The sequence below is a fragment of the Nocardia sp. NPDC051052 genome, from assembly GCF_044456045.1.
In the GTDB taxonomy this organism is placed as follows: Bacteria; Actinomycetota; Actinomycetes; order Mycobacteriales; family Mycobacteriaceae; genus Nocardia.
In genome coordinates, this window is the sequence record NZ_JBITFL010000003.1 from 485,141 (window position 1) to 507,293 (window position 22,153).

The window sequence follows — 22,153 nt, forward strand, 5'->3', positions numbered from 1 at the left end:
CCAGCCGATCCGGCCGGCGATCATCGTTCGAGCCTTTCGTCGAGGAGTCGGGCCAAGTTTTCGGCCGCGGTGGCCGGGGCGGATTCGTGCCACGCGGGAGCGATATGGACGCGGCCGTCTTCGTTGCGGTGGACGAGGCCGATTTCGCGGAGGCCGCGGGAGCCGTCGGTGCGGCGGTGCACGTGCAGGATGATCTGGACCGCGGCGGCGAGTTGACTGTGCAGGGCGGTGCGATCCATGCCGCCAAGGGCCGCAAGGGCTTCCAGGCGGGCCAGTACTTCCTGTGGGGAGTTCGCGTGCACCGTGCCTGCGCCGCCGTCGTGGCCGGTGTTCAGTGCGGTCAGGAGGTCGACAACCTCGGCGCCTCGGACCTCGCCGACGACGATGCGGTCCGGTCGCATCCGCAGTGCCTGTCGCACCAGGTCGCGGACGGTCACCGCGCCGACGCCCTCGACGTTCGCGGTGCGTGCGACGAGTCGCACCACGTGCGGGTGCGGTGGTGCGAGTTCGGCCGCGTCCTCCACGCAAATGATTCGCTCGCTGGGCTCCACCTTGGCGAGCAGTCCGGAGAGCAGCGTCGTCTTGCCCGCGCCGGTGCCGCCGACCACCAGGAACGCCAGTCGCGCCCGAATGATCTGCTCCAGCAGTCGCTTTGCGTCGGCAGGTACCGCACCCGCCGCCGCCAACGCGTCCAAGCCTTGGGTGGCGGGCCGCAGCACGCGCAGCGAAAGGCAGGTGCCACCGTGGGCGACCGGCGCGAGCACCGCATGTAACCGCACACCGAACGAATCACCCAGCGCCGCTCCGGTTCCGGACAGCCTGCCGTCCACCCACGGCTGGGCATCGTCGAGCCGCCGACCGGCCGAGAGGGCAAGCCGCTGCGCGAGCCTGCGCACCGCGGCCTCGTCCGGAAACGTGATGGAGGTCTTCTCCAAGCCGTGGCCACGATCTATCCACACCGCGTCCGGGCCGGTGACCAGCACATCGGCGACCTGTGCGTCGTGCAGCAGCGGCTCGAGCACCCCGGCCCCGGTCATCTCGGTCTGCAGCAACCGCAGCGCCCGCAGCAGATCCGTGTCCCCGAGCACTCCACCTGCCTCCACGCGAATAGCGGCGGCCACCTGCGCCGGGTCCGGATCCGCCGCGGCGCCGGACAGCCGCTCCCGCACCCGATCCAGCAACTCCGACGTCACCAGCGCACTCATCGCCGCTGCCCCACGGGTGCGCTCAACACACCGAGCACCGCGTCGGCGGCCTCGCGTAGCGGCCCGCGCCGGTGCACGGTGAGCCCGCCGCGTTCCAGGCGAGCCGCCAGACCTGTTTGGGCGCGGACGGCGGCGAGTAATGGGAGGTCGAGCACCTCCGCGACCTCTGGACCGCGCAGACCGCCAGGAGCAGGACCACGGACTATCAAGCCCTGGTTGGGGTTTCGACGTCCGATGTGGGCGGAAACCGCTTCCGCGGCGGCAACGGCGCGTAACCGCGCCGGGACGACCAGCACGACGAGGTCGGCGGAGTCGAGCATTTGATCGGCGTGCGGGCCGCGTTCGCCGGAAATGTCGCACACCACCAAATCGCCTGCGGCACGGCCTGCTTCGATCACGGCGCGAACGGCGGCGGGTCCGATCTCGCGTGGCAACCGGCCCGCACCGCAGCGGCCACAGGCAAGTACCGCCAAGCCTGGCGCCGCGGTGGGCAGGGCGGAGTGCAGTGCGGCGGCGGAGACTCTGCCGTCCTCGACGACCAGGTCCGGCCAGCGCAGCCCAGCGCTGGTTTCGATGCCGAGCAGCAGGTCGAGACCACCGCCGAGCGGTGCGCCGTCGACCAGCACAGTGTCGCGGCGGAACCCTTCGGCGGCGGATCGCAGCGCAAGCGCGGCGGCGAGAGTCGACGCTCCGGCCCCTCCGGCGGCACCTGCGACGGCGACGACAACACCGTCCCCCGTGCGATGTTCGCCGTACTCAGCAAACATCTCGATAAGTCCTTCGGCGGCGCCGGGCAGCGCGATGACACGCTCGGCTCCGACGGCCGCCGCGGCTTGCCAGTCGGGCAGTCCTGGTTCGCCGTCGGTGACCAGGACAACGCCGACCCGGCGCAGATACCCGGCTTCGGCGGCCTGCCGCGCGGTGGCTGTGTCCAGGATCACCACGGGCGCTCCGGTCCACGCGTGCCTGCCGACGGGTAGCGAACGCTCGTCCAGGGCGCGTTCGGCCGCGGCGGCGACGCGGCGTACCTCGTCGCGCAGCCGGGGGTCGTGCAGCAGCACGAGTGCCGGTGGCGGGCTGCTGTTGTCCGGCGCCACTTCAAGATTCATGCGGCTGAGCGTGGCGGAATTCGTGCGATGGCAGAAGAGGCGATGCGCCGATTGTGGATAACTCGGGGGTGTGGAGAACTTTTGCGTGCTGCGGCGCGAGATCTGAGGGCTGCCGGGCAGGACGCGAACCGTCCTTTGAATAGAGGACGGCCCCAGCCGGGGGGGGAGGAGGCTGGGGCCGTCGGGTTCAGCCCCGGGGGGTCGGGCTGAACGCGCCTGGACCATGTCCAGGTGCCAGCAATACTACACCCAAGCCCCGCCCACAACGCAAGTCTGTCGCGGCAGAACTTTACGGCGAATACTCGCTCCATGGCCGTGGGGCAAACTCCCCGCTCGCGGCCGCGGACTCGGCTCGGAAACCGCCGGGGGACGACACCGCGGCGGTCCCCAGTCGATACCCAGTTCCGCACCGCGCGGAGCGCGCCCCGCGCGCGGCCGAGCGGACCCTGCCGTACGCCTATGCTGGTCGAGTGGACTCACCCACCGCGGACGGACGCGTCGCCGCCTTCTTCGATCTGGACAAGACCGTGATCGCGAAATCGAGCACGTTCGTCTTCAGCAAGCCCTTCTACGCGCAGGGCCTGTTGAACCGCCGCGACGTGCTCGAAAGCAGCTACGCGCACTTCATGTTCATGCTGTCCGGCGCCGACCACGACCAAATGGAGCGGATGCGCGCCCATCTGACGAACATGTGCGCCGGGTGGGACGTCGAGCAGGTGAAAAACATTGTGGCCGAGACACTTCACGAGCTAGTGGATCCGCTGATCTACGCCGAGGCGGCTGATCTCATTGCCGACCACAAGATCCGGGGCCACGACGTGGTGATCGTGTCGGCCTCGGGCGAGGAGATTGTTGGCCCGATCGCGGAGGTGCTCGGCGCCTCGCACACCGCCGCGACCAGGATGGTCGTCGCGGACGGCAAGTACACCGGCGAGGTCGAGTTCTACTGCTACGGCGAGGGCAAGGTCGCCGCGATCGAAAAGCTCGCCGCCAGTGAGGGTTACGACCTCGCGCGTTGTTACGCGTACTCCGATTCGGTCACCGATCTGCCGCTGCTGAGCGCGGTCGGCCATCCGACGGCGGTCAATCCGGATCGCAACCTGCGCCGCGAGGCAGTCGCCAAAGGTTGGCCCATCCTGGCCTTTTCGAATCCGGTGTCGCTGTGGGCGCGCTTCCAGGCGCCGTCGTCCACCACCCTTGCCGCGACCGCGGTGGTCGGCTTGAGCGCGGTGCTGGCCGGCGCGATCAGCTATCGATTGCTGCGCCGGCGCAGCTGAGCCTTAACCATCGCTCACCACGCGGCGAGCCGTGCTGCTCGAGGGGAAGCGGGATGCTTGCCGAGGGAGATTGCTGGCGAAATGTACAGGAACTCGCGACCAGGCATTGAACCACGAAACGCCGATCGACACGCCGAATATTCAATGTTTTACCAGCTATTGATGTGAGGGCTGTCACAGGGTAGAAAGGTAACTACGGAAGGTCGGAAGGCCAAGGCAGGACCGGAAGAGAAGGTTCAGTCTCCCAACCACCCTTCCCAGCACGGGCACCAGGCACCCACGCGGAGCGCGCCGCGACAAGGGCAGAAGCGTTGTGGGCCTGCGAAATCCGGGTCTTCGTCGGCGAGAGCCTCGCACAGGTTGCGGGGATGAACCGCCGGAGTTCGGACTATCGCCGAGGCCGTAAGAACACAACCCACCCAGCACGCTTGGTAACCGGGTAGTCCGTGCTACGCGGGCGGCGAGGTCGGCAACGACAACGCCGCCCGTTTTGATGTGTGCCCTACCCCGACGCCGAATCGGCGATCGACGTGGCCTCGCGCGCACCGTCCTCCAGCGCACCGCAGCACAGCAGCACCCAGCTCCCCACCGCGTCTGCCGCACCACTCCCGAACGCCAGAGCCGCATCGAGATACGCCTGCCTGCGCCGCAGCCAGAAAACCTCGGGCACCCCCAGGCTGTGCGGGTCCAGCCCACTCGACACCGCGACCAACCGCGAAGCCGCCCGCGCCACCACACCGTCGGCGGTCCCGAACGGCCGCAACGCGAGCAGCTCCCCGTGCACCACCGCCGCGATCACCGGCGCGGGCGCACTCGACCCGAGCACCGCCTGCACCAACAGATCGAGCCGCTCCGCCACCCCGGCGTCCGCGCGCGGTCTGCCGAGCGATTCCTCGTCGGTCACCAGATCGGCCGCGGCGAGCAGATGCAGCCGGGCCAGCGCCTGCAACGGCGCCCGCTGCCAGGTGCCGACCAGATTTCGCAGCGCGTCACTGTCCAATGCCTGGCCGACCCGCAACGATCCGGCCAGTATCGGGTCGCCGACCTGGCCATCGGCGGGCAGCTCGGTGCTGCCGCCGTCGATGGCGGCGGAGGATCGGGCCGCACGCACCGCGGCCTCGGCGGCGGTGGTCGGCCAGCCACGCCGGTTCGCCTTGTGCCGATGCACCTCGGCGAGCGCGTCACGGGCACGGTCGGCGGCCGCGCGGACACCGGGCAGATCGACGAGAGGCTGTAGCGGATCGGTCACGGCTTACGAGGCTACTTGCGCCCGCGCGAACGCCGGACCCAGCCCGTTCCGGAGCCCCCTTATCCCAGGTCCAGTCCGCGCGTCCGTCAGCGAGCAGCTGAGGGACGCAAAAGCGGCCGCCTCGGCCCATCGGGTCGGGACGGCCGCCTCCGCTTGACGATCTCGGCTAGCGGATCCCTCAGCTCACCAACAGATCTCGGCCAGGGATGGCATCCAACAGCCGCCGGGTGTACTCCTCGCGCGGATTGTCGAAGACCTCTTCGGTGGACGCCGCCTCGACCACCTTGCCGGTCTGCATGACCAGCACGTTGTCGGCGATCTGCCGGACAACGGCCAGGTCGTGGGTGATGAACACATACGACAGGCCCAGTTCGGCCTGCAGGTCGTTCAGCAGCCGCAGGATCTGCGCCTGGACCAGCACGTCGAGCGCGGACACCGCCTCGTCACAGACCACGACCTCGGGCGAGAGCGCGAGGGCACGGGCGACGGCGACGCGCTGCCGCTGACCACCGGACAACTCGTTCGGGTACCGGCGCATCACGGTGGACGGCAGCGACACCTTGTCGAGCAGCTCACGCACGGTGGCCTCGCGCTCCTTCGGCGAGCCGATGTTATGCGTGCGCAACGGCTCCTCGATGGTGCGGTAGATCGAGTACATCGGGTCCAGCGAGCCGTACGGGTCCTGGAAGATCGGCTGCACCCGGCGCCGGAACGCGAAGGCGCTCTTGCGATCCAGCTTCGCCACTTCCTGGCCGTCGAACACCACCTTGCCCGACGTCGGCTCGAGCAGGCCGAGGATCATCTGCGCGACAGTCGATTTGCCCGAACCGGATTCACCGACGATCGCGGTGGTGGTGCCGCGCCGCAGCCGGAACGAAACATCCTGCACCGCCAAGAAGTCCGACGATTTCCAGGGCGCGCTGCCGCGGATCTTGAAGGCCTTGGTGAGGTTGTCGACGACCACCACGTCATCGGGAGCTCCGGACAACTCAGTATCGGTGGCCGCGATCTGCTCGGCCACCTGCACCGCCTGCTCGCGAATCTCGATGCGCTGCTTCACCGAAGACAGCCGCTGCGAGGCGAGCGAGGGCGCCGAGTTCACCAGCCGCTTGGTGTACAGATGTTGCGGTTCGCGCAGAATCTGCAGGGCCGGACCGGATTCCACCACACGCCCGCGATACATCACGACCAGATGCTCCGCGCGTTCGGCGGCGAGGCCGAGATCGTGCGTGATCAACAGGACCGCGGTGCCGAGCTCGTTGGTGAGGCCGTCGAGGTGATCGAGGATCTGCCGCTGCACGGTGACATCGAGTGCCGAGGTCGGCTCGTCCGCGATCAACAGCTTGGGGCGGCAGGCCAGACCGATGGCGATGAGCGCGCGCTGCCGCATACCGCCGGAGAACTCGTGCGGATACTGGTTCACCCGCCGCTCGCCGTCGGACATGCCCGCCTCGTGCAACAGCTCGATGGCGCGCTGCTTGGCGGCCTTGCCCTTGGCGATCCCGTTGGCCTCCAACGTCTCCCGGATCTGGAAGCCGATCTTCCACACCGGATTCAGGTTGGACATCGGATCCTGCGGGACCAGCCCGATCCCGTTGCCGCGGACCGCGACGACATCCTTCTTGGACGCCTTGGCGAGGTCTTTGCCGTCGAACATGATGGAACCCGAGGTCACCTGTCCGGTGCCGGGCAGCAGATCGATGATCGCGTGCGCCGTCGTCGACTTGCCGGAGCCGGATTCGCCGACGATCGCGACGGTCTGGCCCGGATACACCGAAAGGTTCACATCGCGGACCGCGGGGATCTTCTTGCCGTCCGAGCTGAAACAGACGTTCAGGTCCTTGATTTCGAGCAGTGGCGACTGTGCGCTGCGGAATTCACTCATCGCTTCCTCGCCTTCGGGTCGAGGGCATCGCGCACGGCGTCGCCCAGCATGATGAAGCTCAGCACGGTGAGCGCCAGAGCCGCCGAGGGATAGAACAGGATCGCGGAGGAGCGAATCTCCTTCTGCCCGGAGGCGATATCGGCGCCCCACGACACGATGGTGCGCGGCAGCCCGACGCCGAGGTAGGACAACGTCGCCTCGGTGACGATGAAGACGCCGAGCCAGATCGTGGTGACCACGATCAGCGGGCCCGCCGCGTTCGGCAGCACGTGCCGAATCAGCGTGCGTATTCGGGAGACGCCCAATGCCTTTGCCGCCGTGACGTAATCACTGTTCTTCGCCTGGATCACCGCGCTGCGCGCGATCCGGGCCGCCTGCGGCCAGGTGAACCCGGCGAGGATGAGGATCACGGTCCAGATGGTCCGCGAATCGAGCAGCTGCATGATCACGATCGCGGCCAGCATCAGCGGGATCGCGTAGAAGATCTCGGCGACACGGGAGACCACCGAATCGAGGAACCCGCCGTAGAAGCCGGCCAGCGCGCCGAGCACGCCGCCGATCAACACGAAGGCGATGGTGGAGCCGACCCCGGCCATCACCGAAGCCCTTGCGCCGTACACGGTTCGGGCGTAGATGTCGCAGCCCTGCTTGTCGAAACCGAACGGATGGCCCCCGCCGCGCGGGCTCATGCTGAAGTCGCCGTTGCAGTACCGAGGATCCTGGCTGGTAAACAGGCTGGGCCAGATCACCACGACGAGCACGAACAGGATCATCAGTGCCGCGACGATGAAGATCGGATTACGCCGCAGCTGCCGCCACGCGTCGTACCAGATGCTGCTCGGCGAGCCCTGGTCGACGACCATGTCGGTCGCGAGTACTTCGACCTCGTCCGGCGGCGCGACGAAGTAGGTCTGCCTACCACGAGCCGCGCTCTCCGCGAGGTCGATTCCTTGTCCTTTGTCGAGGTCAGGCATAGCGGATCCTCGGATCGAGTACGGCGTAGAGGAGGTCGACGATCAGGTTCGAGACCAAGAAGACGATGATCAGAACCGTGACGAACGAGACGACCGTCGGCGGTTCGCCTCGGGTGATCGCCTGATAGAGCGTGCCACCGACACCGGGGATATTGAAGATGCCCTCGGTGACGATGGCGCCACCCATCAACGAGCCGAGCTCGGCGCCGAGGAAGGTGATCACCGGGATCATAGAGTTGCGCAGAATGTGCACGGTTACCACGCGTTGCCTGCTCAGCCCCTTCGCGGTCGCGGTGCGCACGAAGTCGGCGGACATGTTCTCCGCCACCGAGTTCCGGGTCAGCCGCAGCACGTAGGCGAACGACAGCGACCCGAGCACGAACGCCGGGACAAGCAACTCGGTGAAACTCGCCTTGCCGGTGACGGTCACCGGCGCGATCCCCCACTTCACCCCGAGCAGGAACTGCGCGAGGAAGCCGACCACGAAGATCGGCACAGCGATCACGATCAGGCTGACGACCAGCATGGTCGAGTCGAACAGCTTGCCCTTGCGCAGGCCGGCGATCAGGCCGAACGCCACGCCGAACACGGCCTCGACGCACACCGCCATGGCGGCGAGCTTGATCGTGATGGGGAAGGCGCGAGCCAACTCCGCGCGCACCGGCCTGCCGGAGAAGGAGGTGCCGAAGTCGAAGGTGACGATGCCCTTCAGGTACAGCAGGTACTGCATGAAGAAGGGCCGGTCGAGGTGGTACCGCGCGCGGAGTTGGGCCTCCACCGCGGGGGTCATCGGTTTGTCGCCGGCGAGCGCGTGAATCGGATCGCCGGGGACGAGGAATACCAGGGCATAGATGAGCAACGTCGCCCCGAGGAACACGGGGATCATTTGAAGCAGACGCCGCACGATATACCAGGCCATTTCGCCTCCTGGGTGAGTGATGAGCCGCGCCGCGCGGGGCGGCGCGGCTCACCAGCGGCTACTTCTCGATGTTTTCGAAGGCGAACAGGCCGTTCCACGCCAGCGGCGCGGCCTTCACCTTGTCCGATCGACCGGCGGACGCGATGTAGTCGAGCACCGGGATGTCGGCCATCTGCTGCAGCATCATGGTCTGCGCCTGCGCGACGATCTTGTAGGACTCCTCCAAGGTCGGCGCGGCGAGCGCGGCGTCGAGCAGCTTGTCGAACTCCGGGACCTTCCAGTCGACGTTGTTCGTGGCCGAGTAGCTGTAGTACTGCGAGGTGAGGAACTGCAGCATGGTCGGGTAGTCGCCCTGCCAGCCGTAGCGGAACGCCTTGCCGATGGTCTTGGCGTTCACCTCGTCGCGGATGTTCTTGAAGGTCGGGTACGGGGTGCCGATGGAGTCGATGCCGAGCGTGTTCTTGATGCTGTTGGCAACGGCTTCGATCCAGGCCTGGTGGCCGCCGTCGGAGTTGTAGGCGATCTCGAAGCGTCCCGACCACGGGGACATGGTGTTGGCCTGGGCCCACAGCTTCTTGGCCTCATCGGGGTTGTACTTCAGGAACTCCGAGCCGGGCAGGTCGCCCTTGAAGCCGGGCAGCGAGGCGGAGGTGAAGTCACGCGCGGGCAGCCTGGTGCCGTGGAAGATGTTCTCGCAGATCTGGTCTCGGTTGATCGCCATCGAGAGTGCCTTGCGACGCAGCACGCCCTCTTCGCCCGCGAAGTGCGGGACGTTGGTCTGGATACCGACGTGCTGGTTCTGCGCGGTCGGCTTGGTGATCGCCCGATCGCCGAGATCGTTCTTGTACGAGGTGATCGCGCTGTCCGGGATGGTGTCGAGGGTGTCCAGGTTGCCCGCGATCAGATCGGCGTATGCGGTGTCGAACGTCTGGTACATCACGAAGCGCAGGCCCTTGTTCTTGGGCACGCGGCCACCGTGGTAATCCGGGTTCGCCACCAGGTCGATCTGCACGTTGTGCTGCCAGGCGCCGTTCTTCGCGAACTTGTACGGGCCGTTGCCGATCGGGTTCTCGCCGAACGCCTTCATATCCTTGAACGCCGCCTCGGGCAGCGGATAGAACGGCGCGTAGCCGAGTTCGGTCTCGAAGTCGATGGACGGCGACTTGAGCGCGACGGTGAAGGTCTTGTCGTCGACCACCTTCAGGCCCGACATCGTCTGTGCCGTCGGCTTCTCCGCCGACACCTCGTCGAACCCGACGATCGGGGTGAACGCGTAACTCTGCAGCTGAGCGTTGGTGCCGAGGGCGCCGTAGTTCCACGCGTCGACGAACGACTTCGCGGTCACCGCGCTGCCGTCGGAGAACTTCCAGTCCGGCTTGATGGTGATCGTGTAGTTCTTCCGGTCCGTCGTCTCGATCTTCTGCGCCAGTTCGTCGTGCGCGACGCCGTCTGCGTCGTAGTACTTCAGGCCGGCGAACAAGCGGTCGACGACGCGGCCGCCCATGTTCTCGTTGGTGTTGGTGGGCACCAACGGGTTCTGCGGCTCACCAGCGTTCGTGGTGACGATGCTCGCGTCGGCACTGTCGTCCGACGAGCATGCCGACAGTCCGAGGCTCGTAGCCAGCAGTGCTGCCGCAGTCAGCGCCATTGCTCTGTTGAATCTCAACGCGTTCTCCCGATTTCGAGAAGGGCGGAATCCTTGGCACGCGCATGAGGTCACCAGGCGCATGCCGGCACAAACCGCCTTGGGTGCCTCGCAGATTATCCACAAGTGCGTGCCTTGTCATCGGATTGACAAAGGTTCGTTCCACTTGTTACCAATCCGGCAACATGGCTGAAACACGAAAAACATCGCGCGAATATGACCTAACGGCCGGAACATTGCCTCTGTAGAGACCGTCCGGTGTCTCCGGGGCCGACCCCTCCGTTGCGGATTACGCGACGGCGTGTCGAGACCGAAACCCGGTGGACAGACCGGACGCGGCGTAGGTCACAGTTGATTACTGTCGAACGTGCTGCGTTTGAATCGTGCGCTCAGGCTACGTGGAAAGAAGAAACGAGATGACCGAAACCGCCGACCACAGGGACTCGTACCCGCCGAGCGCGGAGTTCGCGGCCGCGGCGAACGCGGATGCCGCGCTCTACGAGCAGGCGTCGGCCGATCGCGACGCGTTCTGGGCCGAGCAGGCGAGTCGGTTGCACTGGCATCAGCCGTGGTCGCAGGTGCTGGACTGGAGCGACGCGCCGGTGGCGAAGTGGTTCGCCGACGGCAAGCTCAATGTCGCCTACAACTGCGTCGACCGGCACGTGCTCGACGGGCACGGCGACCAGGTGGCCATCCACTGGGAGGGCGAGCCGGGCGATTCGCGGGCGATCACCTACCGCGAGCTGCTCGCCGAAGTCAGCCGCGCCGCAAACTACTTCACCGAGCTCGGCCTCGAAGCGGGCGACCGCGTCGCCATCTACATGCCGATGGTGCCAGAGGCCATCGTGTCGATGCTGGCCTGCGCGCGGCTCGGGCTCACCCACTCGGTGGTGTTCGCGGGCTTCTCCCCGACCGCCCTGCGCCAGCGGGTCGACGACGCGAGTGCCCGGCTGATCATCACCACCGACGGGCAGTGGCGGCGCGGCAAGGCCGCCCCGCTCAAGGAGGCGGTGGACGAGGCGCTGTTCGCGAACGGCGATGTGCCGCACTCTGTCGAGCACGTACTCGTGGTGCGCCGCACCGAGACCGAGGTGCCGTGGACCGACGGCCGCGATCTGTGGTGGCACGAGACGGTCGCGCAGGCGTCCCCGGAGCACGAGGCGCAGGCGTTCGATGCCGAGCATCCGCTGTTCATCCTCTACACCTCCGGCACCACCGGAAAGCCCAAGGGCATCCTGCACACCTCCGGCGGCTACCTGACCCAGACCGCCTACACCCACCACAACGTCTTCGATCACAAAGCCGGACAAGACGTTTACTGGTGCACCGCCGACATCGGCTGGGTCACCGGACACAGCTACATCGTCTACGGACCGCTCGCCAACCGCACCACCCAGGTGGTCTACGAGGGCACACCCAACTCCCCGGACGAGCACCGGCACTTCCAGATCATCGAAAAGTACGGCGTCAGCATCTATTACATAGCGCCGACGCTGGTGCGCACGTTCATGAAGTGGGGCCGCGAGATCCCGGCCGCGCACGACCTGTCCAGCCTGCGGCTGCTCGGCAGCGTCGGCGAGCCGATCAATCCGGAGGCCTGGCGCTGGTACCGAGAAGTCATCGGCGGCAACCGCACACCGATCGTGGACACCTGGTGGCAGACCGAGACCGGCGCGATCATGATCTCGCCGCTGCCCGGCGTCACCACCACCAAGCCCGGCGCCGCGACGGCCGCGCTGCCGGGTATCTCGGCGCTGGTCGTCGACGAGGAGGGCAAGCCGGTGCAGCGCGGCGAGACCGAGGCCAACGGCTACCTCGTGCTCGACCAGCCGTGGCCGTCGATGCTGCGCGGCATCTGGGGCGATATGGAGCGGTACCGGGCCACCTACTGGGAGCGCTACGCCGAGCAGGGCTGGTATTTCGCCGGTGACGGCGCGAAGCTCGACGCCGACGGCGACCTCTGGGTGCTCGGCCGGGTCGATGACGTGATGAACGTGTCGGGCCACCGCATCTCCACCGCTGAGGTGGAGTCGGCGCTGGTCGGGCATTCCGGTGTCGCGGAGGCCGCGGTGGTCGGGGCCAGTGACGAGACCACCGGTCAGGGCATCGTCGCGTTCGTCATCCTGACCGCCGAGGCCGAGGACACCGGCGCGGCGCTGGTCGCCGAGTTGAAGGCGGAGGTATCGCGCGCGATCAGCCCGATCGCGCGGCCGAGGGAGATCCACGTGGTGCCCGAGCTGCCCAAGACGCGCAGCGGCAAGATCATGCGCCGGTTGCTGCGCGACGTCGCCGAGGGCAGGGAACTCGGCGACACCTCGACGCTGGTCGACCCCAACGTCTTCGAGGCGATTCGGGCGTCCAAGGCGTAGCCGAGAACCGACGGGCGGACATGCGGCCTCGCGCATTCGCGGCTCGCAAGTGCTTCATGTTAGGGCCGGTGGCGTGCTTCGTCACCGGCCCTACCCGTTAGGATTGCGTAAGGTGTGCCGGGAAGTCTGGTCGGCATGCGGTCGCGTACCTGACAGCCGAATCGGTCGATGGCGTGGTCGCAGCGTTGACCGACCCTGCCGAAAGGTTCCCCGTGATCACGCAAGTGCGCTCGGAACTATCCCGCTATCTCCGCACCGAAACAGTCGGCGGTGCAATCCTTCTCATCGCGGCCGCGGTCGCATTGCTGTGGGTGAACTCGCCATGGCGCGACAGCTACCTGACGATGACCGAGACCACGCTGACCATCGCGCCGCTGCACCTGGATCTCACCCTGGCCGCGTGGACCGCGGACGGCCTGCTCGCCATCTTCTTCTTCGTCGCGGGGCTGGAGCTCAAGCGCGAACTCGTCGTCGGTGAGCTGGCCGACCCGAAGCGGGCCGCGCTGCCGATCATCGCCGCGGTCGGCGGTGTGGTCACCCCGGCATTGATCGCGCTGGTGGTCGGCCTCGGCGTGCCGGGGATGGATCGCGGCTGGGCCATTCCGGTGGCCACCGATATCGCGTTCGCGCTGGCCGTGCTGGCCATGACCGGTTCGCGCATCCCGGCGAGCGCGCGGGTGTTCCTGCTCAGCCTCGCCGTGGTCGACGATCTGATGGCCATCCTTGTGATCGCAGTCCTGTTCACCTCGACGCTGGCGCTGCTGTGGCTGCTGGCCGCCGCGGCCTGCTTCGCGGGGTGGGCGCTGGCCCAGCACAAGCGGATCCGCACGCCGTGGCTCTATCTTCCGCTGGCGCTGGTGTCCTGGTACGCGCTGTACGAGGCGGGCATCCATCCGACGCTGGCGGGCGTGGCGCTCGGACTGCTCACCAGGGTGCGCGCCGACCCCGGCGAGGAGCAGGCGCCCGCCACCCGGCTCGAGCACCTGATCCAGCCCATCTCGGCCGGGCTGTGCGTGCCGCTGTTCGCGTTGTTCGCCTCCGGAGTTCCGTTGGACGGCAAGGTATTCGGTGCACTGTTCAGCGACAGGCTGGCGCTGGCCATCGTTCTCGGGTTGCTGCTCGGCAAAACCGCCGGAATCTTCGGGATCAGCTGGCTCGCAATCCGGTTCGGGGTGGCGAAGCGACCGGCCGGACTCGGCTACCGCGACATGTTCGCCCTGTCGGTGCTCGGCGCGATCGGGTTCACCGTTAGCCTTCTGGTGGCAGAACTCGCGCTGGCCGACGTCGGAGACGGCTCCGAAGTCGAATTGGCGAAGGCCGCTGTGTTGGTGACATCAATGGCGGCGTCGCTCGCCGGTTCGGCGTTACTGTTGCGACGTGGGCGTGTCCACCAGGCGCGGCGGGACGCCCGTGCGCTACAACGAGAAGACGGCGGCGCGAGCGATGTGCCCGGAGGCGACAGCTTGGGTAACCACGCAGGGCACCGGGAGCGCCGCCCATCGAACACAGAGGCCGAAGCAGTGCCTGGACAGGGAGAAGGGTCTACCAAGTGAGTGTCACAAACGGCGGAAACGGGAACGACGCGCAGCGCGGTCGTACAGTGACCTCCATTCCCCTGTCCGACGCCAATCCGAGCGGTAGCGCCAGCTTCGGCACCCTGGTGCGCGACGCCACCGAACAGATGTCGACCCTGGTCCGGGCCGAGGTGGCGCTGGCCAAGGCCGAGGTGACCGGCGAGATCAAGAAGGGCCTGCAGGGCAGCGTCTACTTCATCCTCGCGCTGACCGTCCTGCTGTTCAGCACGTTCTTCTTTTTCTTCTTCGCAGGCGAGCTGCTCGACGTGTGGCTGGCCCGCTGGTTGGCGTTCCTGATCGTGTTCGCGTCGATGATCGTCACGGCCGCGGTACTCGCCTACCTCGGCTATCTGCGGGTGAAGAAGCTGCGGGCGCCGGAGAAGACGATCGACTCGCTCAAACAAGCCCGCGCGGTGCTGCCGCACGGGCTCGGCGCCGCTCACGACGCGCCCCGCTCGCTGGAAAAACCCGCTTCGTAACCGCTCGCTCGCGCGCGGATACCCCGAACTACTAGGCTGCCTCGGCGTGTCGTCGCACCATATTCCGGATCCGTCCAGCGTCCGTTTCGACGGGCCGTGGGCGCATCGGGACGTTCATGCCAACGGCATCCGATTCCATGTGGTCGATGCCGCCCCCGAGCGCACCGACGCACCGCTGGTGGTGCTGCTGCACGGTTTCGCCGACTTCTGGTGGTCCTGGCGGCATCAGCTGACCGGGCTCGCCGACCTCGGCTATCGCGCGGTGGCCGTCGACCTGCGCGGCTACGGGGACACCGACAAACCGCCGCGCGGTTACGACGGCTGGACCCTGGCCGGTGATATCGCCGGGCTCATCCGCGCCCTCGGCTACACCGACGCGACCCTCGTCGGGCATGCCGACGGCGGCCTGGTGTGCTGGGCGACCGCGGTGCTGCACCCTCGGCTGGTTCGTTCCATCGCGGTGGTGAGCTCGCCGCATCCGGCCGCGCTCAAGAGCGCGGTGCTGCGCAACCGCCATCAGCGCGCCACCTGGCTGCCCAACTTCCTGCGCTACCAGCTGCCTCGCTACGGCGAGCGGCTGCTGACCACCGGCGACGGGTTCGAGGTCGAGCGGCTGCTGCGGCAGCGAGTGAGCGGATCCTGGTCCGGCACCACCGAATTCGTCGACACCGCGCGACGGATGCGCTCGGCCATCCAGATCCCCGGTGCCGCGCACTGCGCGCTGGAATATCAGCGCTGGGCCTTCCGCAGCCAGTGGCGTCCGGACGGCCGCCGCTTCATGGCCACCATGCGCGACCCGATCCGCATCCCGGTCCTCGCCCTCCGCGGCGACCTCGACCCCTACGTACTCACCAGCACATTCCGCCGCGGCCAACATCTTTCACCGGACCGCCGCCTGGCCACCGTCCCCGCCGCTGGCCATTACGCCCATCAGGAGAACCCGGACGTAGTCACCGCCGAACTGGCCAAACTCCTGACCTGACCCTCTACCGAAGGTGGCCTTCAGCCCGTCTACCGGAATGAAGGGCACCTTCAGTCGGTGTGTCCTCGACACGGCAAGCTGACCGAGGGCGCCCTTCGGTCCTTCTGACGGGAGGAAGGGCGCCTTCGATCGGTGTGTCAGCTCAGGACGCAGGCGCCGGTGCCGACGGAGACGGTGGAACCGGATGCGGCGTCGAGTTGGGCGCGGACCTCGGCCAGGGTGAGCACGTAGCCGGTGTCGTCGTCGGTAACCGCGGCGCCGAAGACCACGCCGAGCACCTCACCCTCGGTATCCACCAGTGGCCCACCGGAATTGCCCGCGCGGACCCGGCCGCGCACGGTGTAGACCTCGCGCTCGACCGTCCCGTCGCGGTAGATCGTCGGACCGGTGAGATCCAGCGTCTCCCGCACCCGGGCCGCGCTCGCCGTGTACGGACCACCGCCGGGGTAGCCGAGCACGATGGCGCTGTCACCCGGTCGCGCGGCGGCGGGCGCCTGCGGCACCACCGGGGCGGTCAGCCCCGGCACCGCGAGCACCGCGACATCCTTGGACGGGTCGAACAGCACCACGCTGGCGTCCAACGGGCCGCGCACGGTGTCCACCTGCACGCTGGTGGTGCCCGCGACCACGTGGGCGTTGGTCATGATCCGTTCGGGGGCGATGACGAAACCCGAACCCTCCAGCGCGCGCTGGCAACTCGGCGCGACGCCGCGGATGCGCAGCACGCTGCCCTGCAGCGAGGCGGCGACCGGGCTGGACAGCACGCTCGCGTCCGGCGGCTCGACGGCCGCGATGGGGGCGCGGCCGAACGGGCCGATCACGTCCGGCAGGCCGGAGGTGTTGAGCAGCTTGGAGAATTCGTTGGGCAGGCGGCGCAGCCAGTTCGGCGCGACGTCGTTGACGTCGGTCAGCACCCGCGAACCGTTGATCGCGGTGGCGATCGACGGCTGTGACGAGGTGGCCAGCGGCAGCGCGAGCAGCCACGCGGTGACCAGCACGGCCACCGCCTGCAGCACCGCGCCGACCACGCTGTCCACGCTGCGGGTGAACGGATGACGCATGCCGCCGCGCGCGGCCCGGCCGAGCACCATGCCCGCGACCTCGCCGATGATCACCAGCAGCACGATCAGCAGCACGCCGGTGAGCACCCTGGCGCGACCCTCGTCGACATGGATCAGGATGTGCGGCGCGATCAGGATGCCCGCGACCGCGCCGAGTACGACACCGAGAAACGCGAGGGCGGACGCGACCGCGCCCTGCCGCCATCCAGAGGAGGCGGCGAGCAGCGCGAGCAGCACCACCGCGATATCGAGCCACGCGGAGGTAGTCATAACGTCATTCCCACGTCGGCAAGGGCGGTCTCTAGGTCACGAACGTCCCGGTGGTCCCAATCCTGTTCCCACCCTGCGGCTTTGAAGATGCCGGCGAGGATGCCGCCGGTCAGGCCCCACACCAGCATCCCGTCCGCCTGGAAGGCGGGGCTCTGGTAGCCGAGGCTGCCGCGGACCAGGAAACGGTTAGCCGGATCGAGCAGGGTGGCCAGCGGAACCCGCACCACCCGTTCGGTCTCGCTCTCGGCGACCACCCCGACCGTGCTCGGCGTGCGCCAGTAGGCGACCACCGGTGTCACATCGAAACGCGACGGCGGCACGAACAACTTCGGCAGCACCGCAAGGGGTTCCACGCCGGAACGGTCGAGCCCGGTCTCCTCGCAGGCCTCGCGCAGCGCGGTGTCGATCGGCCCGGTGTCACCCGGATCCACCGCGCCGCCGGGAAAAGCGACCTGGCCGCGATGCTGACGCAGGGTGGCGGCGCGCTGGGTGAGCAACACGTCCGCGTCGGCGGGCAGGCCGCCCGGTCCGTCGGCGTCGGCCTCGGGTGCGCCGCCGAACAGGACAAGGACCGCCGCCTGCCGCGGCGTCGACGTGATGGCCATGGCGCGGCGCAGGGTGCGCGCCAGCGTGAGGGTGTCCGAGTTATCCGCGGCCGGCTCGGTGGCCTTGCTCAGCCACTTCGGAATGTCTTGCGGCACAGGGATGGTCATGCGGCCACCCCCAGCTCCTGCGCGACGGTGTCGGCGATGTCGTCCACCCCGGTGAACGCGCGCACCTCGACCTGGGCGACCGAGCCGTCCGCCCGCAGCAACACCGAAATCGGCAGCACGGCGGGGGCACCGACGGCCGCGCGCACCCGCGCGTCGGCATCGAGCACACCGGGCAGTTTCACGTTCAGTCCACGCAGCCGTGAAATCGCCTTGGCCTCATCGGGGTCGCTGTGCACGGTCAGCACGGTAATCGCGTTTCCGGCGCGTCGGGCGAACTGCTGCAAATACGGCAATTCTTGCGCACACGGTCCGCACCAGTAGGCCCAGAGATTCAGCAGCGCAGGCTTACCCGCGAGCGCGGCGGCCAGGTCGACAGGTCCGCCGTCGGCCAGGCAGCTGACCGGGATACCGGCCAGCGGGCCGGACCCGGTGGCGCCGGAGACCGGTCGCGGGCACGCCGTGAGGTCCGCCGCGGCGCGTTGCTGCTCGGATACCCCGGCACTCGAGCGCGCCTGCTGCCCGCTGTCCGCGTGTGTGTCGGTGTCGCGTGCCCGTGGCCACAGGGCGGCCGCCAGTGCGACCACAGCGATCAATCCCGCCAGCGCCCATCGCCAGGCGAACGGGAATTGTCTCACCGGCCCACCAGCTCGAGCAGATGCTCCCGCTCCGGACCCTTCACCAGCTCGGCGGCGGTGTCCGGGTCGGTGGGCCCGGCCCCGAACGACGGGCAGTCCTTGGCCAGCACGCACACACCGCAGGCCGGTTTCCTGGCGTGGCACACGCGGCGACCGTGGAAGATCACCCGGTGCGACAGCATCGTCCAGTCTTTGCGCTCGATGAGCTCGCCGATGATGTGCTCGACCTTCACCGGGTCTTCCTCGGCGGTCCACTGCCAGCGCCGCACCAGGCGGCCGAAGTGCGTGTCGACGGTGATGCCCGGCACGCCGAACGCGTTGCCGAGAATGACGTTGGCGGTCTTGCGGCCGATCCCCGGCAACTTCACGAGTTCGTCCATGGTGTGAGGCAATTCACCGTCATGATGCTCGAGCAACGCCTGACCGAGGCCGATCAGCGAGCTGGCCTTGTTGCGGAAGAAACCGGTCGAGCGGATGTATTCCTCCAGCTCGGCACGGTTGGCCTCGGCGTAAGCGCGCGCGTCCGGGTACTTGGCGAACAGGGCGGGCGTGGTGAGATTTACCCGCACATCCGTCGACTGCGCGGAAAGTATTGTCGCGACCGCCAATTCGAGCGGATTTGTGAAGTCCAGCTCACAATGCGCGTCCGGGAAAGCGTCCGCCAATGTCCGATTCATCCGGCGGGCACGACGAACTAGTCCGAGCTGAGTTTCCGCCTGTCGCGCGCGGGATTTCCGTTTCGGAGCGGCGACCGGAGCTGGTTGCGCATCGGTCGCCTCGGGGGCGGACGCACGCCCGTTCCCGGCGGCTGTGGAGGGGGTGACACGCACCTGTCCACCATACGGAACCATCGGCGAACGTTGCCCGTCCAGTTCGGTTGCCGTGTTCCATCTGAGACCTAGACCGTGTTTACTCCTCCGTATGCAAGGACTCGCTGTGGTGCTCTTCCCAGTGCTGTTGATGCTGTTCGCACTGGGTATGGAGCGGGTCGAGAACCGGCTCCGCAAACTTCTCGAACCCGACGAAGAGGTTCAGCAGTACCTGGACAAGGCAAGCAACGCAGAAGTGAAAGAGCTGACGAGGCTCGGCCTGCCAGCGGCCGTAGCCCGGATGCGTAAACGCCGCGCCCGCGGCGAAGAGCTGGATGTGGCACGGGCAAGCTGACGCGTGACCGACAGACCTGGCGGCTAGGGCTGGGGCAACCAGCTAGGTGCCCGCAAATGCCAAGATCAGAAACTGGTACGGTTCCTCGCTGCGCCACGCAATCCACACGTTCCGTGGTGTCTGTCACTACGCTGTCATCATGCCGCGTAGACTGCGCTGTTGGCCGAGTCGGTTTCGGTCCAGTACAGAGCCATTTCCCATAAGGAGCACATAAGTGGACGAGGCCCTCGCCAGAGCAGGCATCTTCCAGGGCGTCGAGCCCACTGCGGTGGCCGCCCTCGCCAAGCAATTGCAGCCGGTGGATTTTCCGCGCGGCCACGTCATCTTCAACGAGGGTGAGCCAGGAGATCGGCTCTACATCATTACCTCGGGCAAGGTGAAGATCGGCCGCAGATCCCCGGACGGCCGGGAGAACCTGCTGACCATCATGGGCCCATCGGACATGTTCGGCGAGCTGTCGATCTTCGATCCTGGCCCGCGTACCTCCACCGCGACCACGGTCACCGAAGTTCGCGCCGTCACCATGGACCGCGACGCCCTGAAGTCCTGGATCGACCAGCGGCCCGAGATCGCCGAGCAGTTGCTCCGCGTGCTCGCCCGTCGCCTGCGTCGCACCAACAACAACCTGGCCGACCTCATCTTCACCGACGTCCCCGGCCGGGTCGCCAAGGCGCTGCTGCAGCTCGCACAGCGGTTCGGCACCCAGGAGGCCGGTGCGCTGCGGGTCACCCACGACCTGACCCAGGAGGAGATCGCCCAGCTGGTCGGCGCCTCCCGCGAGACCGTGAACAAGGCACTTGCCGACTTCGCGCACCGCGGTTGGCTGCGGCTGGAGGGCAAGAGCGTGCTCATCTCCGACTCGGAGCGCCTGGCCCGCCGCGCGCGCTGACCGTCAACCGAACAGACCGAACAACACGCTGGGTTCCTAGCTCCTAGAGCCCAGCGTGTTGTCGTGTTCGGCGTAGATCTCGCTAGCCCTCGGCGCGCAGGTATTCCAATTGCGCCTGCACCGAGCTGCGGGCGGCCAGCCACAGTCGTTTGTCGACATCGGCGTAGACGCGCCGGACCACCGCCATCGCACCCGCGTTCGGGCCGAGCACTTTCAGCGCCTCGCGCACCTGATCGAGACGTTCCCGCCGATGCGTGATGTAGTACCGGGCCACCGGCTCCAGATCGGGATGATCCGGGCCGTGCGCGGGCAGCAGCGCCTTGCCCGCCCCGATCTCGACCAGCCGGTCCAACGAGGCCAGATAGTCGGCCAGGGTGCCGTCGCTCGAATCGAGCACGGTGGTACCGCTGCCGAGAATCGTGTCGCCGGTCAGCACCGCGTCGTCGAGCAGGAAGCTCGTCGAATCACCGGTATGGCCCGGGGTGGCCACCACGGTGATGCGCAGCCCAGCGGCCTCGATCACCTCGCCGTCGACCAGCGGTGCGTCCGAACCGCGCAGGAACTCGGTGTCCTTGGCGCGCACCGTTGTTCCGGTCAGCTTGACGAGGTGGTCGATGCCACCGGTGTGATCGTGATGCCGATGGGTGATCAGCGTGAGCGCGATATCGCCCCCGGTGACCTCGGCGATCTTGGCGCCGTGCGCCTTGTCCTTCGGACCGGGATCCACCACCACACAATCCGATCGCCCCGGCGCGCGCAGGATCCAGGTGTTGGTGCCCTGCAACGTCATCTGGCCCGGGTTGTCCGCCAGCAGCACCGCCGCCGTCGGAGTGACCTGCCTCAACTGTCCATATGCGGGATGTTCAAGTGCCATGACACATCGTCCTCGAGTGTGGTCCATCAATCCTCAGCGCCCGCCGCCACATGGCAACCACGCGCGAGTTTTGCGAGCGCCGTCCGCGCCCGCGCGGCCAATAGCTACCGCACCTCGACGATGATCTCGACCTCGACCGGGGTGTTCTTCGGCAATTCCGACACGCCTACCGCGGAACGCGCGTGGACGCCCGCGTCACCGAAGACCTCGCCCAGGAACTCCGACGCGCCGTTGATCACGATCGGCTGATCGTTGTATCCCGGTGCGGACGCGACGAATCCGACCACCTTCACCACGCGCACCACGGCGTCGAGCCCGACCAGATCGTGCACCGCCGCCAGCGCGTTGAGCGCGCACAGCTGCGCGGCGTCCTTGGCCTGCTCGGTGCTCACCTCGGCGCCGACCTTGCCCGCCACCGTCAACTGACCATCCGCCATCGGCAGCTGGCCGGAGGTGTAGACCAGCGAACCGGTTCGGATCGCCGGGATGTAGGCGGCCACGGGCGCCACCACCGGAGGCAACGTCACTCCGAGCTTGGCGAGATTGCTCTCCCACTCAGTCACTGCGGTCATCCCCTTCCCCTTTACTTCGGACGCTTGAGGTAGGCGACGTGCTGCTCACCGGTCGGCCCGGGAAGCACGGAAACCAGCTCCCAGCCGTCAGCGCCCCACTGGTCGAGAATCTGCTTGGTCGCGTGCGTCAACAGCGGCACGGTCGCGTACTCCCACAAGGTCACATCACTCATGCCCGTGAGCGTAGCTCTGTGTAATTGGCGGCGCCTGCGGCGCCGCGTGTTCGCGGCCCCCTGGTGTGGGGGGGGGGGGGGGGGGGGGGGGGGGCGGCGGGGGGGGGGGGGGGGGGGCCGGCGCCGGCCGCCGCG

20 protein-coding genes and 1 pseudogene are annotated in these 22,153 nt (G+C 67.7%); 7 read left to right on the plus strand and 14 right to left on the minus strand.

What is annotated here, in order from left to right; genetic code table 11:
• Nucleotides 1-20 precede the first annotated feature (20 nt).
• Both ACIBCN_RS12585 and ssd read right to left on the minus strand, forming a co-directional pair.
• A complete protein-coding gene (locus ACIBCN_RS12585; RefSeq protein ID WP_396991621.1) occupies nt 21-1,205 on the minus strand; it encodes a TadA family conjugal transfer-associated ATPase in 1,185 nt (394 codons plus the stop codon).
• Nucleotides 1,202-2,314 carry a septum site-determining protein Ssd gene (gene ssd, locus ACIBCN_RS12590; protein WP_396991622.1) on the minus strand — a complete coding sequence of 371 codons (1,113 nt, stop codon included), beginning with the start codon at nt 2,312-2,314 and terminating at the stop codon, nt 1,202-1,204. The genes ACIBCN_RS12585 and ssd overlap by 4 nt, the downstream gene beginning before the upstream one ends.
• A 470-nt stretch (nt 2,315-2,784) precedes the next feature.
• Here ssd and ACIBCN_RS12595 point away from each other — a divergent pair, with 470 nt between their 5' ends.
• Complete coding sequence (locus tag ACIBCN_RS12595; protein ID WP_396991623.1) at nt 2,785-3,591, plus strand: HAD-IB family hydrolase; 807 nt, start codon at nt 2,785-2,787, stop codon at nt 3,589-3,591.
• 502 nt (nt 3,592-4,093) lie between these two features.
• Here the strand turns inward: ACIBCN_RS12595 and ACIBCN_RS12600 are convergent.
• The 5 genes from ACIBCN_RS12600 to ACIBCN_RS12620 form a co-directional block, all read right to left on the minus strand.
• Nucleotides 4,094-4,840, minus strand: a complete 747-nt coding sequence (locus tag ACIBCN_RS12600; protein WP_396991624.1) for an oxidoreductase — start codon at nt 4,838-4,840, stop codon at nt 4,094-4,096.
• Nucleotides 4,841-5,018: 178 nt separating this feature from the next.
• A complete protein-coding gene (locus tag ACIBCN_RS12605) occupies nt 5,019-6,725 on the minus strand; it encodes a dipeptide ABC transporter ATP-binding protein (RefSeq protein WP_396991625.1) in 1,707 nt (568 codons plus the stop codon).
• The gene (locus ACIBCN_RS12610) at nt 6,722-7,699 is read right to left on the minus strand and encodes an ABC transporter permease (protein ID WP_396991626.1); all 978 of its coding nucleotides are present in this window, start codon (nt 7,697-7,699) and stop codon (nt 6,722-6,724) included. Before ACIBCN_RS12610 ends, ACIBCN_RS12605 begins: the two co-directional genes overlap by 4 nt.
• Nucleotides 7,692-8,618 carry an ABC transporter permease gene (locus tag ACIBCN_RS12615; protein ID WP_396991627.1) on the minus strand — a complete coding sequence of 309 codons (927 nt, stop codon included), beginning with the start codon at nt 8,616-8,618 and terminating at the stop codon, nt 7,692-7,694. The genes ACIBCN_RS12610 and ACIBCN_RS12615 overlap by 8 nt, the downstream gene beginning before the upstream one ends.
• Before the next feature lie 58 nt (nt 8,619-8,676).
• The gene (locus ACIBCN_RS12620) at nt 8,677-10,266 is read right to left on the minus strand and encodes an ABC transporter substrate-binding protein (protein ID WP_396991892.1); all 1,590 of its coding nucleotides are present in this window, start codon (nt 10,264-10,266) and stop codon (nt 8,677-8,679) included.
• Nucleotides 10,267-10,679: 413 nt separating this feature from the next.
• On the opposite strand from ACIBCN_RS12620, the gene acs reads away from it, so the two are divergent.
• The 4 genes and pseudogenes from acs to ACIBCN_RS12640 all read left to right on the plus strand — a co-directional run bounded on the left by acs (nt 10,680) and on the right by ACIBCN_RS12640 (nt 15,667).
• The gene (gene acs, locus ACIBCN_RS12625; protein ID WP_396991628.1) at nt 10,680-12,632 is read left to right on the plus strand and encodes an acetate--CoA ligase; all 1,953 of its coding nucleotides are present in this window, start codon (nt 10,680-10,682) and stop codon (nt 12,630-12,632) included.
• A 215-nt stretch (nt 12,633-12,847) separates the two neighbouring features.
• Nucleotides 12,848-14,077: pseudogene (nhaA, locus tag ACIBCN_RS12630) on the plus strand (Na+/H+ antiporter NhaA); the annotation flags it as partial.
• A gap of 104 nt (nt 14,078-14,181) precedes the next feature.
• Nucleotides 14,182-14,685: a phage holin family protein gene (locus ACIBCN_RS12635; protein ID WP_396991629.1), complete on the plus strand. Its 504-nt coding sequence runs from the start codon at nt 14,182-14,184 to the stop codon at nt 14,683-14,685.
• A gap of 46 nt (nt 14,686-14,731) precedes the next feature.
• Complete coding sequence (locus ACIBCN_RS12640) at nt 14,732-15,667, plus strand: alpha/beta fold hydrolase (protein ID WP_396991630.1); 936 nt, start codon at nt 14,732-14,734, stop codon at nt 15,665-15,667.
• A gap of 137 nt (nt 15,668-15,804) precedes the next feature.
• On the opposite strand, the gene ACIBCN_RS12645 is transcribed toward ACIBCN_RS12640, so the two are convergent.
• From ACIBCN_RS12645 to nth, 4 genes are read right to left on the minus strand one after another with little or no spacing between them, the layout of a single operon-like run.
• Complete coding sequence (locus ACIBCN_RS12645) at nt 15,805-16,998, minus strand: MarP family serine protease (protein WP_396991631.1); 1,194 nt, start codon at nt 16,996-16,998, stop codon at nt 15,805-15,807.
• Nucleotides 16,995-17,711, minus strand: coding sequence for an NUDIX hydrolase (locus ACIBCN_RS12650; RefSeq protein WP_396991632.1), 717 nt, complete (start codon nt 17,709-17,711; stop codon nt 16,995-16,997). Before ACIBCN_RS12650 ends, ACIBCN_RS12645 begins: the two co-directional genes overlap by 4 nt.
• Nucleotides 17,708-18,346, minus strand: coding sequence for a TlpA family protein disulfide reductase (locus tag ACIBCN_RS12655; protein WP_396991633.1), 639 nt, complete (start codon nt 18,344-18,346; stop codon nt 17,708-17,710). The genes ACIBCN_RS12650 and ACIBCN_RS12655 overlap by 4 nt, the downstream gene beginning before the upstream one ends.
• A complete protein-coding gene (gene nth, locus ACIBCN_RS12660; RefSeq protein WP_396991634.1) occupies nt 18,343-19,176 on the minus strand; it encodes an endonuclease III in 834 nt (277 codons plus the stop codon). The genes ACIBCN_RS12655 and nth overlap by 4 nt, the downstream gene beginning before the upstream one ends.
• 106 nt (nt 19,177-19,282) lie before the next feature.
• Between nth and ACIBCN_RS12665 the strand changes: the two genes are divergently transcribed.
• The gene (locus tag ACIBCN_RS12665; protein WP_014981184.1) at nt 19,283-19,510 is read left to right on the plus strand and encodes a hypothetical protein; all 228 of its coding nucleotides are present in this window, start codon (nt 19,283-19,285) and stop codon (nt 19,508-19,510) included.
• 214 nt (nt 19,511-19,724) lie between these two features.
• Complete coding sequence (locus tag ACIBCN_RS12670; protein WP_011206875.1) at nt 19,725-20,399, plus strand: Crp/Fnr family transcriptional regulator; 675 nt, start codon at nt 19,725-19,727, stop codon at nt 20,397-20,399.
• Between the two features lie 82 nt (nt 20,400-20,481).
• Here ACIBCN_RS12670 and ACIBCN_RS12675 read toward each other — a convergent pair whose 3' ends face one another.
• The 3 genes from ACIBCN_RS12675 to ACIBCN_RS12685 form a co-directional block, all read right to left on the minus strand.
• Nucleotides 20,482-21,273 carry an MBL fold metallo-hydrolase gene (locus ACIBCN_RS12675; protein WP_396991635.1) on the minus strand — a complete coding sequence of 264 codons (792 nt, stop codon included), beginning with the start codon at nt 21,271-21,273 and terminating at the stop codon, nt 20,482-20,484.
• A gap of 104 nt (nt 21,274-21,377) precedes the next feature.
• The gene (locus tag ACIBCN_RS12680; protein WP_396991636.1) at nt 21,378-21,845 is read right to left on the minus strand and encodes a RidA family protein; all 468 of its coding nucleotides are present in this window, start codon (nt 21,843-21,845) and stop codon (nt 21,378-21,380) included.
• Nucleotides 21,846-21,856: 11 nt separating this feature from the next.
• Nucleotides 21,857-22,018: a hypothetical protein gene (locus tag ACIBCN_RS12685; RefSeq protein WP_396991637.1), complete on the minus strand. Its 162-nt coding sequence runs from the start codon at nt 22,016-22,018 to the stop codon at nt 21,857-21,859.
• Between the last annotated feature and the right edge of the window lie 135 nt (nt 22,019-22,153).

Excerpts from the sequence above, each read along its gene's own strand:
- ACIBCN_RS12645 (WP_396991631.1), bottom strand. The coding sequence starts at position 16,998 with ATGACTACCTCCGCGTGGCTCGATATCGCGGTGGTGCTGCTCGCGCTG.
- ACIBCN_RS12680 (WP_396991636.1), bottom strand. The coding sequence starts at position 21,845 with ATGACCGCAGTGACTGAGTGGGAGAGCAATCTCGCCAAGCTCGGAGTG.
- ACIBCN_RS12615 (WP_396991627.1), bottom strand. The coding sequence starts at position 8,618 with ATGGCCTGGTATATCGTGCGGCGTCTGCTTCAAATGATCCCCGTGTTC.
- ACIBCN_RS12605 (WP_396991625.1), bottom strand. The coding sequence starts at position 6,725 with ATGAGTGAATTCCGCAGCGCACAGTCGCCACTGCTCGAAATCAAGGAC.
- ACIBCN_RS12610 (WP_396991626.1), bottom strand. The coding sequence starts at position 7,699 with ATGCCTGACCTCGACAAAGGACAAGGAATCGACCTCGCGGAGAGCGCG.
- ACIBCN_RS12650 (WP_396991632.1), bottom strand. The coding sequence starts at position 17,711 with ATGACCATCCCTGTGCCGCAAGACATTCCGAAGTGGCTGAGCAAGGCC.
- ACIBCN_RS12675 (WP_396991635.1), bottom strand. The coding sequence starts at position 21,273 with ATGGCACTTGAACATCCCGCATATGGACAGTTGAGGCAGGTCACTCCG.
- ACIBCN_RS12685 (WP_396991637.1), bottom strand. The coding sequence starts at position 22,018 with ATGAGTGATGTGACCTTGTGGGAGTACGCGACCGTGCCGCTGTTGACG.
- ACIBCN_RS12585 (WP_396991621.1), bottom strand. The coding sequence starts at position 1,205 with ATGAGTGCGCTGGTGACGTCGGAGTTGCTGGATCGGGTGCGGGAGCGG.
- ACIBCN_RS12620 (WP_396991892.1), bottom strand. The coding sequence starts at position 10,266 with ATGGCGCTGACTGCGGCAGCACTGCTGGCTACGAGCCTCGGACTGTCG.
- acs (WP_396991628.1), top strand. The coding sequence starts at position 10,680 with ATGACCGAAACCGCCGACCACAGGGACTCGTACCCGCCGAGCGCGGAG.
- ssd (WP_396991622.1), bottom strand. The coding sequence starts at position 2,314 with ATGAATCTTGAAGTGGCGCCGGACAACAGCAGCCCGCCACCGGCACTC.